This window comes from Sphingobium psychrophilum, assembly GCF_012927105.1.
Classification (GTDB): domain Bacteria; phylum Pseudomonadota; class Alphaproteobacteria; order Sphingomonadales; family Sphingomonadaceae; genus Sphingobium; species Sphingobium psychrophilum.
Window position 1 is genome coordinate 154960 of sequence record NZ_JABBFV010000005.1, and the last position, 12356, is coordinate 167315.

At 64.0% G+C, this 12356-nt stretch carries 4 protein-coding genes; 2 read left to right on the plus strand and 2 right to left on the minus strand.

The window, feature by feature from the left end; translation table 11 throughout:
• Positions 1–2 precede the first annotated feature (2 nt).
• On the plus strand, positions 3–8459 hold the full coding sequence (locus HHL08_RS09080) for a GH36-type glycosyl hydrolase domain-containing protein (protein ID WP_169572493.1): 8457 nt from the start codon (positions 3–5) through the stop codon (positions 8457–8459).
• Positions 8460–9039: 580 nt separating this feature from the next.
• Here the strand turns inward: HHL08_RS09080 and HHL08_RS09090 are convergent.
• Positions 9040–9794, minus strand: a protein-coding gene (locus HHL08_RS09090) for an IS5 family transposase (protein ID WP_169572495.1) whose coding sequence is annotated in 2 segments (ribosomal slippage) — positions 9040–9461 and positions 9461–9794 — 756 coding nt in all. Because the reading frame shifts where the segments join, the coding sequence is not laid out codon by codon here.
• 283 nt (positions 9795–10077) lie between these two features.
• Here HHL08_RS09090 and HHL08_RS09095 point away from each other — a divergent pair.
• Positions 10078–11409 carry a ferredoxin reductase family protein gene (locus HHL08_RS09095; protein ID WP_169572497.1) on the plus strand — a complete coding sequence of 444 codons (1332 nt, stop codon included), beginning with the start codon at positions 10078–10080 and terminating at the stop codon, positions 11407–11409.
• 307 nt (positions 11410–11716) lie between these two features.
• On the opposite strand, the gene HHL08_RS09100 is transcribed toward HHL08_RS09095, so the two are convergent.
• Positions 11717–12274: a nitroreductase family protein gene (locus HHL08_RS09100; protein ID WP_169572499.1), complete on the minus strand. Its 558-nt coding sequence runs from the start codon at positions 12272–12274 to the stop codon at positions 11717–11719.
• Between the last annotated feature and the right edge of the window lie 82 nt (positions 12275–12356).

Sequence of the window (12356 nt, forward strand, 5' to 3'; positions counted from 1 at the left end):
GAATGGCGGATGTCGAGGATGCGGACCCGATAGTCGCCGCTGCGCACGAGCTTGCGCGCCGTCACCGTCTTGTGGGCTTGGCCCGCAGAGCGGCACCGCTGACAACCTGGTCGCAGTTGCCGGCATTGCGTGCATGGCTGAGTATGGCCCGGATCGCCGCTGGCGCCGCGGAGCCGCAAAGCAGCTCGGCGGCCGAATGGCTGCTCGACAACGATTATCACGTTCAACGCGCAATCCTCCAGATCAAGGAGGATATGCCGGCCCAGTTCTACCGGCGCCTGCCCGGCCTCGCGGGTGAGGCGGCGAAGGGCCTGCCCCGCATCTATGCCCTGGCCCATGGGCTGCTCCACGCGTCGCATTTGCAGATATCGCTCAATACCGCGATCCCGTTCATCGAACGCTATCAGGATGAAGAGCCTCTGAGCATTGCCGAGCTCTGGGCGTTTCCGGCCATGCTTCGCCTGGCCTGCCTCGAGCTTCTGATAACAGGCTTCGGACGCATATTCCCGGACGTGGCCCCGCCGTTCGAGGTGGGTCCTGATGCCACCAAATCCGCCGCAGCGGACGATACAGAATGCGTCTCGCGCGCGATCGCCAACCTCGCGGTGATCTCGACGATCCAGTGGAAGGACTTTTTCGACCGGACAAGCCGCGTCGAGGCGATCCTGAGGCTCGACCCTGCCAAGGTCTATCCGCACATGGATTTCGACACGCGCGACCGTTACCGGCACGCAATCGAGCAGTTGTCGGACCATGGCGGCCTGCCAGAGTTGGATGTCGCCGAACGCCTGCTCGTTCAATGCCGGGCCAATGCCGACGTGCCGGCCGATCATGTCGGCTACTGGCTGGTCGGTGATGGCCGGCCGGCGTTCGAGGATGCGATCGACGTGCGGCCGCTGGCGCTGGAATCGATCGGCCGCAGGCTCCTGCGCTATCCCGCCGCGCTTTATACGGCGGCGCTGTTCCTGGCCGGATTCGTCAGCTTTGTCGTTCCGGCGCTCTACCTTGCCTTAGTCGAGGCGACCGCAATTGGGTGGCTGCTGGGCATCGCGCTCACCACGCTGCCGGCTACCATCCTGAGCGTCACGTTCGTCAACTGGGTCGCGACGCTGCTCGTGTCGCCCCAGGTGCTTCCGAAACTCGATTTCGAGAAGGGGATCGCCGACGATTGCCGGACAGCGGTCGTGATGCCGGTGCTTGTCGCGCATCCGGCGGACGTGGCGGCGCTCCTCCAGCGGCTGGAAGGCCACTATCTCGGCAATCCCGATCCAGGGCTGCAGTTCGTTCTGCTGAGCGACCATGCCGACGCTGACAGCGACAGCCTTCCTGGCGATGCGGATGTCGAGGCTGCGCTGGAAAATGGCGTGAAGCGCCTCAACGACACCTATGGCAGCGCGGGCAGCGGCCCTTTCCATATGCTGCACCGGCCGCGTCTCTATAATCCCGCCCAGTCGGTCTGGATGGGCTGGGAACGCAAACGCGGAAAGCTGGAGCAATTCAACGGCTATATCCTGCGCGGCGATCTCAGCCCTTTTTCACGCACCGCCGGCCGCATCGAAGCACTTCGCGAGGTTCGGTTCGTCGTGACCGCGGACGCCGATACCCGCCTGCCGACGGGCGTCATCAATCGGATGGTGGCGACGCTCGCCCATCCGCTCAACAAGGCTCGTTTCGATCCGCGCACCGGGCGGGTGGCAAGCGGCTACACGATCCTCCAGCCGCGGGTCGAGATCGCACCTGAAACCAGCGGACGATCGCTGTTCACGCGCTACTTCGGCGGCGACACCGCGATCGACATCTATTCACGCGCCGTATCCGACGTCTACCAGGACCTGTTCGGCTCAGGCATATTCGTCGGCAAGGGCATCTACGAAGTCGTCGCCTTCGAGCGCAGCGTCGAGGGACGAATTCCCGAGAACAACCTGCTCAGCCATGACCTGTTCGAAGGGCTGCATGGTCGCGCGGCGCTCGCCAGCGACATCATCGTCTATGAGGGCTTTCCTTCCGGCTATCTCGATTACCGCCGGCGCTGGCACCGCTGGGTGCGCGGCGATTGGCAGCTGCTGCCCTGGCTGCTTCCCCTGGTACCGGGCCGCGCGGGAACGCGCCTCCACAACCGTCTCACCTGGTTCGACCGGCTCAAGATCTTCGACAATCTTCGCCGCAGCCTCGTGCCGCCCAGCCTCGTCGCCCTGCTGCTGGGTGGATGGTTTATCCTGGGCGGCAATCCCTGGATATGGACATCGCTGGCCATCGTCGCGCCGGCAGCCTATCTGTTCACCGACGTCGTCACGGGTCTCGCGCAAGGCCGCCGCCGCGGCGTTCTCCAGGGTGTCCTGCGACGTCTGGGCGATGAACTCGGACGATGGGCGCTGTCGATCGCCTTCCTGATCAGCGATGCCGCCATCGCGCTCAATGCAATACTGATCACGCTCTGGCGGCTTGCCACCGGGCGTGGGCTGCTGGAGTGGACATCGGCCGCGCACACGACAGCGCACTTTGCCGCGCTCGATCCGCGACGGGCGGCCTGGCGCGAGATGTGGGTGTCGCCCGTATTCGCGCTTGCTGCCGGCTCGGGACTGGCGCTGACACATGCAGCGGCCCTCCTGCCCGCCGCGCCGCTTCTGATGCTATGGGTGCTGGCTCCGGAAATCGCGTACCGGATAAGCCGTCCGCGCCGCTCGTCGATCGAGACGCTGGGCGCTGAAGACCGTCTGTTCCTGCGCAGCATCGCGCGGCGGACATGGTTGTTCTTCGAAACCTTCGTGAGGCCGGAGGACAACTGGCTGCCGCCCGACAATTACCAGGAGCCGCCCGAGGAGGAGATCGCCCATCGGACGTCGCCGACCAATGTCGGCATGATGCTGCTCTCCACGCTGACGGCCTGGAAGCTGGGGCATATCGGTGTGACCGATCTCGAGATGCGACTGCGCAATGCGCTGGACGCGCTCGACCAGCTCGATCGCTACCGGGGACATATGCTCAACTGGTATGATACTCGTACATTGCAGCCGCTCGAGCCGCGCTACGTCTCCACGGTCGACAGTGGCAATCTGGCCGTCAGTCTTATCGTCGTGAACGAGGCGTGTCGCGATGCTGTTCGAGCCCCCGTGCTTTCCCCTGCACTATGGTCCGGTCTCGACGACACCCTGGACCTGCTTGCCGGCGCGCTTGCGGCCGATCGCGCCGACCCGGATCATGCCTGTCGTACTCTTGTTGCGGCGATGCGTGACGCCGCAACTGCGGCGCGGGACGACAGCGCCTGCTGGGGCGACCGGCTGGACGCGCTCTGCGATCGGGACTGCCCCGAGCTGCAGGAAAGGATCCGCAATGGCATCGCCAACGCGGGGACACTTCCGACGAACGTGATCCGCGATGTTCAGCTGTGGCTCGAGCGGGTTGATCATCATCTGCGCAGCATACGCCGCGACGTGCAGATGTTCCTCCCGTGGCTGCCGCTGTCGACGCGCCCGCCCGCCGATTGCGCCGACATCGCCGCCCGGATTGGCCCCATGCTCGCGGGCGAGCGCACGCCTGCCGAAGTCGAGGCCGCGTGCGAGGAGGCAAGCGCGCTGCTGGACGCATTCGGCGGCTCCCTCGCCCCTTGCGAAGCAAGGAGCTGGGCGGAAGAGCTCGGTTCGGCTCTCGCCCGCGCCGTGGATGCCCACAAGACCATGGGCGACCGGCTGGATGGCATCGCTCGACGAGCGGGCGCCTGGGCCCATGGCATGGATTTCGCCCTGCTGTTCGATATGAGCAGCCGGCTGTTCCATATCGGCTACAATGTCACCGCCGACCGCATCGATCAGCACCATTATGACCTGCTGGCGAGCGAGGCACGGCTCGCGAGCTTCTTTGCCATCGCCAAGGGCGATGTGCCTCCCGAGCATTGGTTCTTCCTCGGCCGCCCGATCACGAAGAAGGCCTCGGGCCTGTCGCTGGTCTCGTGGAACGGCTCGATGTTCGAATATCTCATGCCGAACCTGTTCCTGCGCAGCGATCCCGCAACACTTCTCGGCCAGAGCGACCGGACCGCCGTCGATCTTCAGCATGCCTATGGGGTCAGGCATGGCATCCCCTGGGGTATATCCGAATCCTCCTTCGCCTCGATGGGCCCCGATCGCGTGTATCGCTACCATGCTTTCGGCGTCCCAGGGCTGGGCCTGCGCCGTGGGCTCGCGCGCGATCTGGTGGTCGCCCCCTATGCGACTGTGCTCGCACTCGCTGCACGAACGGTCTTGGCAGTCCGTAACCTTCGTGATCTCGCGGGGCTGGGCATGCTCGGGCGATACGGCTTCTACGAGGCCATCGACTTCACAACCGAGCGCGTGCCGGAAGGAGAGCGCTTCGCGATCGTCCGATCCTATATGGCGCACCATCACGGAATGAGTATGGCCGCTCTCGGCAATGCGCTGTGCGGCGATATGTTCGTCAGCTGGTTCCACGCCGATCCCCATATCCGCACGATCGACCTCCTCCTCAACGAACGCATTCCCTGGGATCTCCCGCCCGAGATTTCGCGCATCGAACTCCGCGAGCCGCAGCCCGTTGCCGAGGGCGCGATCCCCCGTCTCCAGCCCTGGAACCCTGGCTCCATCGGCGGTTCCACCGCGCTGCATGCGATCGGCAATGGTCGTCTGACCAGTCGTCTGGCGGCGAATGGGGGAGGGGGGCTCTACTGGCAGCGTTATGCGCTCACCCGCCCCGATCGGATCCCTGGCGACGCCGGGCTCTGGATCTATGTCCGCGATCGGGAAACCGGCGCGCTCTGGTCGGCGACGCCGGAGCCGGTGCGCGCGCCAGCGACCGAGGCGCGCATACTCTTTCAGGCGCACCAGGTCGAATATCATCGTCGGGATCACGACATCGCTTTGACCATGGCTGTCGGCATCCCGCACGGGGACGATCTGGAGATCCGCCGGGTCACTGTCGTCAACGAGAGCGACCGGCCGCGAACGCTCGACTTCACGAGCTATGCCGAGGTCATGCTCGCGCCGCCGCTCGACGGCGCACGCCACCCGGCCTTCAGCAAACTCTTCGTCGGCAGCGAACTGCTTCCGGGTGCGAACGGCCTGCTGTTCACGCGCCGACCACGCGATGCTGGTGATCGTCCCCCCGTGCTGCTTCACCGGATCATCGCCGACGACAAGGGCTTCACGCCGCGGGGCGTCGAAACCGATCGCGCGGCCTTCTTGAAGCGCCACGGTGATCAGGCGAACCCCGCCGCGATGCACTCCGATGAACTCAATGGCACGACCGGCTGGACCCTCGATCCGATCCTGGCGATGCGCGCCGAGCTGGAGCTTCCGCCGCACGGGAGACGCGAACTCGCTTTCGTCACGATCGTCGCGGGCTCACGGGAATCCGCTCTGGAGATCGCCGAGCGCTATGCGACTTTGACGGCACTCGAATGGGCCATGAATGACGCCGTGGCGGATGCGGCACGTGAGATGCATCAACTCGGACTTGGCCCCGACCGCGTGCGGGACGCGCAGATGTTGCTGTCCGCGTTGCTCCAGCCCGTTCAGTCATCTACCGGCATGCTGAATGCGCTTGTTGCCGACCGTCATGGCAGAGGCGATCTCTGGGCGCTTGGAATATCGGGCGATCATCCCATTCTGCTGGTGCGCGCAGGCGACGGCCAGCGAACCGCCCTGCTACGGTTTCTTGCGGCAGCCCAGCAGCTGTGGCGGAGGCGCGGCATCGCGATCGATCTCGTGATCATGCATGAAGGAGCAGCGGGCTATCTCGAACCCGTCCGCGAGCGGTTGATCGAGCTCCTCCGCGAGGCGGGCGTGCAGGAGCAGCTCGGACAGAATGGCGGAATCCACCTCGTGGGGATCGGGCACGGCGACACCGATCGCGCCCAATTTCTGGAACGCGCCGCGCAGATCGTGCTCGACGAAGCGGCGGGTGCGCTCGGCGACCAACTCGCGCGCGCCGAATCTCCCCAGCTTCGGAGCCCGCGCTTCGAGCCGGTCGGCAGCACCGGGGCGTCGCCAAGCGCCGGTTCGGGGTTGCTCCCGCTCAAGGAGCTGACGTTCGACAATGGTCGCGGCGGGTTCACGCCGGATGGCGAAACCTATGTGATCCACCTGGCGCCGGACGAGACAACCCCCGCGCCCTGGTCGAACGTCCTCGCCAATGACGGCTTCGGCACGATCGTCACCGAGGCCGGTCTCGGCTTCACCTGGGCGATCAACAGCGGCGAAAACCGTCTGACCCCATGGAGCAACGATCCCGTGCGGGATCCTCAGACCGAGATCCTGTATCTGCGCGACGAGGAAAACGCGCGCCTGTGGACCCCGACGCCGCAGCCCGCAGGGAATGCAGCGGCCTGTCGCGTGTCCCATGGCGCAGGCTTCACAAGTTGGGAAAGCAGCAGCGAAGGCCTCGAACAGGAACTTCAGGTGTTCGTCCCCGTCGACGATCCGATCAAGATCGTCCGGCTGCGGCTTCGCAACCTGTTGCCCCATGCCCGCCGGCTCACGGCGACCTATTATGCCGAATGGCTGCTGGGCGCCGTTCACGGCGAACCGGCCCCGCTGCGGACCGCGCACTATGATGCCGAAGTCCATGCACTGATGGCGAACAACCCGTGGAACGAGGAATTCAGCGAGCGGACAGCGTTCCTGACAAGCAGCCATCCACCGCACAGCCTGACGACATCGCGACGGGACTTCATGGGACGCGAGGGCAATCCACGCCGGCCCGAAGCGCTTCTGAACTGGGATCTAGGCGGCCGCCAGCATTCAGCCGGTGCGGATTGCTGCAGTGCCTTGCAGGTCCATCTGGATATCGCCCCCGGGCAAACCGCCGAGGTCGTATTCGTACTGGGGCAGGGGGATCACCGTGCCCACGCCCGAACGCTGGCGCTGCGGTGGCAGGATATGGCCGAGGTAGAGCGTGCCTTCCAGCAATGCCAGCACGATTGGGACAGGCTTCTGGGCGCCGTGAAGGTGACGACGCCTGATCCCGCGTTCGACATGCTGGTCAACAGATGGCTCCCCTACCAGACAATCAGTGCGCGTCTTCGGGCCCGTGCTGGCTTCTATCAGGCCGGCGGGGCCTTCGGCTATCGCGATCAACTTCAGGACGTGCTCGCCTTGCTTCATGCCGATCCCGATCTGGCGCGACGACACATTCTTTCGGCCGCAGCACACCAGTTCGAGGAGGGCGACGTCCTCCACTGGTGGCATCCGCCGCTGGATCGGGGTGTCCGGACGCATTGCTCGGACGACCTGCTCTGGCTGCCTTATGTCACTGCCGCCTATGTGGAGGCCACGGGCGACGTGGGCATTCTCGCGGAAGAGGTGCCGTTCCTGCGCGGTCCTCCGCTGGCAGGGGACGAGGCCGACCGCTACGCGCGATTTGATATCACGGACGAACGCAGATCGCTGTTCGAGCATTGCGAGCGCGCGCTCCAATGCGGTCACCGGCTCGGGGGCCATGGGCTGCCGCTGATGGGCACCGGCGACTGGAATGACGGCATGAACCGCGTGGGCGAGCAGGGGCGGGGCGAAAGCGTCTGGCTGGCATGGTTCCTGATCGCCACGATCGATGGGTTCGTTGGCCTTTGCGGCCGGCTGCAGCGCAGTGATCTGGCTGAACACTGGAAACCCCGTGCGACGGCGCTCGCCAAGGCGGCCGAACAATCCGCCTGGGATGGCGAATGGTATTTGCGGGCCTTCGACGACGACGGTCGGGCCTGGGGCTCGGCCGCGGACAGCGAGTGCCGGATCGACTCGATCGCTCAATCCTGGGCAGTGCTGTCTGGCGCCGGCAGTCCAGAGCGGATCGCGCGCGCCATGGCTGCGGCCCAGCAGCATCTGGTCCGCGACGACGATCGGCTGGTCCGACTTCTCTCGCCCCCCTTCGATGCGACGCCACGCGACCCCGGCTATATCAAGGCCTATCCACCCGGCATCCGGGAAAATGGCGGCCAATACACGCATGCCGCCGTCTGGCTCGGCATCGCCCTTGCCCGGCTTGGCGATGCCGAGGGCGCGATGCGGGTCTTCGATCGCATCAACCCCATCAACCAGACCCGCTCGAGCGAAGACGTCGCGCGCTATCGAACGGAGCCCTATGTGCTGGCCGCGGATGTGGCCGGGACGCCGCCGCATGTCGGCCGCGGCGGATGGAGCTGGTACACGGGCGCTGCCGGCTGGACATGGCGACTGGCCGTCGAGGAAATATTGGGGCTGCGGCTGGTGGAAGGCAGATTGCATCTCGCGCCGTGCCTGCCGGCGGGGTGGAAATTCTTCGAGGCAACGATCACCAGGACGGCGGGCAGTCTGCATATCCGGGTCGAAAACCCAGATGGGCTTGCTTCAGGCGACGCTCGCATCACGGTCGATGGTGCAGAATGCTCCAAGGACGGAATCCCCTTTCCCTCTGAAGGCGAGACGCGCGAAGTCCAGTGTCTTCTGGCTCGCCGCATTGCTTTGGCATCCTGATTCCACAGGACGCGGCGGTTGCTGGCGCGTCCTACACAGCTCTCGAGCAATGGATGAAGCAATAATCCCGGCTCTTCCAGTGCGGGAATGGCAAAGTTCCATGCGCCTCGACTGGTGGAGAACGATATTCGATCATCCACCCGGTCAGCGTCGTCACCAACGCACTTCGGCTCAACCCGCAGCGGCTATGAACATAGGCGAGGCCTGGAAGGCGAGCGGGGTCTCGCAGCGGATGATCCGCCATTGCGAGATGATCTCCTCATACCCGCCGCACCGCGGCGGGACAGCGGGTACCGTGACTATCCAACGCCGACGTGAACCGGCAGCGGTTCATCGCCAATGCACGTGATCTCGGTTTTTCGATAAAGGAGATCGAATTCGCCCGCAGACTTTCGCCTTACCATTTCCTGGAACTGGAGAGCCAGCAGGACTGGCGATTACGCGCGCGGATGGACAAGTCGTTCGAGCGAAGCCTGGTTCAGCATCCGCGTCTGGTGTTGACGTTTGTGACGGCGGGACCCCGACCCGAAGGCGAGTCCCAGAAACGACCGCCGTGCGGGCTACCTAGGGTCCGGACTCGTTACAGCCACCAGATGACGGCGGCGGCGAAGCTGATGGCGCCCATGAAGTTTTGGATGTTGCGATCGAAGCGGGTTGCGATGCGGCGCCAATCCTTGAAGCGACAGAACATGCGCTCGACGACATTGCGTTGCCTGTAGATGGCACGGTCGTAATCGTATTGGATCTTGCGGTTTTTGCGCGGCGGAATGACCGGCTCGGTGCCGCGCTCGATCAGCCATTCCCGCAGCGCCTGGCTATCGTAGCCTTTGTCGGCGACGAGTTGGGCGGATGGCGGCATTGCTTGGATACAGAGCTGTGCGACCTTGCAATCGTGCACGTTTCCGGGCGTCAGGAGCAGGACGCAGGGCCGCCCTCTCTCGTCGCAGACGGCGTGGAGCTTGGTGTTGCGTCCGCCTTTCGTGCGGCCGATACCATGAGCCAAGGCCCCCCTTTTCCGCCGCCTGCGCAGCGATGAACCTTGATGCAACTGCTGTCGATGAACAGCCGGTCCGGCGCATCTCCTGCTCCTGCCAGCGCGCTGAAGAGGCCTTCCCAGATGCCGCGCTCGGACCAGCGGACGAAGCGGTTGTAGAGGGTCTTCCTGGGGCCATAGACGTCGGCACAGTCAGCCCAGCGCCCGCCACTGCGAAGCGCATGGACGATCCCACTCAGCACACGACGATCGTCCACGCGCGGCTTACCGCGCACATCGGTGGGCAACAGCGGCTCGATCCGGGCCCACTGTGCATCGGAAAACCAAAAGAAATCAGCCATATCACCGCCTCCTCAATGAGACAGTGAATCATGATCCGAGGTACAAGGGAATCCTGTTATTGGGTCCGGACCCTAGGCAGATGCTCGTCTACTACGTATCAATACGCGCTGTCTGGCCATCATATACGTCGCATGCTTCTTTGCAAGTTCAGCGCGTTGCGCGGGATGGCAATAACCTTTGCAGCGCATCTCGGTGTTGCTGCGGCCTTGATCGTCGCATCATCGATGCTGGACGCCATCGCACTGCCATTCGCGTGTGTTCGAGCCGTAGTGAAGGTGATCCATGCGACCGACCCCATTGAAGCTTGTTCCGCCCGCCCTCGCCCTGATTCTCACGGTGATCTGGTTGCTCAGCCTGCCCGACGGTGCGCTGGCGGGCGACTTCTGGGCCATTCGACACCAGCTCATCTATCTCACCGGTACTCTCGCCATCGCGTTCATGTCGGCGGGAGTGGTTCTTGCCGCGCGTCCCGTTCAGATCGAAGGCGCGCTTGGCGGGCTCGACAAATTCTACCGTCTCCACAAATGGCTCGGCGTTGGCGGGCTGCTCTTTGGGCTGATCCACTGGCTGCTTGAAATCCTCCCGCGGTGGATGGTTGATCAAGGCTGGCTCTCGCGCGCCAACCGGCCAAGAAGCAGTGATCCTCGACCCGATGCCAATATCCTGGACAGCCTGCGCGGTGCTGCTACGGAAATGGGTGAGCTTGCGCTCTACTTGCTGATCGTGTTGGTTGCGCTCGCGCTCTGGAAGCGTTTTCCGTATCACTGGTTCTTCAAAACCCACAGGCTGACGGCGCCCATATTTCTCGTGCTGGCGTTCCACGCTGTCGTGCTGATGGATCGCGCTTATTGGACCGCTCCGCTGGGCCCTCCAATGGCGATCCTGCTGGCGGCGGGCGTGGTAGCCGCGGCGACAGCGTTGTTCCGGCGCATCGGTCATTCGCGCCGCGCTGTAGGGGAAATCACCAGTCTGGTCCGCTATCCGGGCAATGCGGTGCTGGACGTGACAGTCGATGTCGGAACAGCCTGGCCCGGTCACCAAGCTGGACAATTTGCCTTCCTTAAGGCCAACGATCGGGAAGGCGCTCATCCCTTCACCATCTCCTCGACATGGCACGATGACGGCCATCTTGTGTTCAGCATCAAGGGACTAGGCGACTATACGCGCAAGCTTCCGGATTTGCTCCGACTAGGTCAGGCTGTGACGATCGAGGGCCCTTATGGGCGCTTTGACTTCCAGAGCGACCTGACCCGCCAGATCTGGATTGCTGGCGGCGTGGGCATTACGCCATTCATCGCGCGTCTGCAGGCACTCGCACCGATCCGGAACGGCAGCGACGTTGATCTGTTCTATTCCACTGCGGCGCCCGACGACGACTTCATCGCTCAGGTTCGCGATCTCGCCACTCGAGCTGGCGTTCGCGTCCATTTGCTTGTTACGCCTCGTGATGGCTTATTGACGTTGGACAGGCTGACCGAACTGATCCCCGACTGGATGGAGGCAGACATCTGGTTTTGCGGCCCGGCGCAGTTCGGAAAGAGCCTCCACGAGGCGATGGTTGCGCGCGGCCTGCCCAAGACACGCTTCCATCAAGAACTCTTCGAGATGCGATGATCAGCGATGCAGGCGACAAAGGGCCAAGAAAATGAATGACATTGCTAGGGTCCAGCCACCGCCATTCCTCCCCAGACCCAATCCGGGTCCCCTGTTTTCACGGGCATTTTTCACGGCAAGGGGAAGGAGACAAACCTCGACCATCTGTGCTGTCACTCTGTCGCGTCATTCCACGCGGCAAACGGCCCGGCGACGCCATGGTCATTTAGCATCATCCAGAATTCACACGAAGTGGATAAGCAAATCCTCCCCCCAAGGTACTAGGCGCAGCTTCCTTGCGGCGGTTCGCCCGTCGGAAGGCGGGCGTTCAATTGATCCACCGCGACTGCGGTGGTTGGCGGGGGACGAGGCCGGCGGGCGCGGCGGGATGGCCGATGATTATCGGGGCAACCGGCACGAAATCGTCAGGAACGCCCAGCGCATGCTTGCCGTCCGCAGTCTCGAGCCACCGTTGGGCAAAGCCGATCCAGCAGGATCCCAGGCCCTGTCCGTGCGCCGCCAGCATCAGATTCTCGGCCGCCAGGGTGGCATTTTCGATCGCCCATGCTCCGGCGCGTGCCGAGATAGTGATGAGGACCGGCGCATGATAAAAGATGTGGAAATCCGGACTTCCGAGAGTCTCGTGGAGATGTTCCGGAAAGGATCCGCTCGGCATCGTCTCAATCATATGGGCTTTGGCCGCCGCAGAAATCCGATCGAGCAGCGATGTGTTCTGGATAATGGTGAAGTCCCACGGCTGTTCGTTGACGGCGCTCGGGGCCTGGATGGCAGCATCGATCACGTTCTCCAGCAGGTCTTTCGAGACAGGAGCCGCTGTGTAGGCGCGTGTCGCGCGGCGTCCGTAGATCGCTTCGGTCAGGTCCATGTGATGCACTCCGCAATAGATTGAAATCTTGGTTCGTCCGATGCCGCGGGCGCGGGTCGGCAATCGTGCGCCGCGGCCTTTT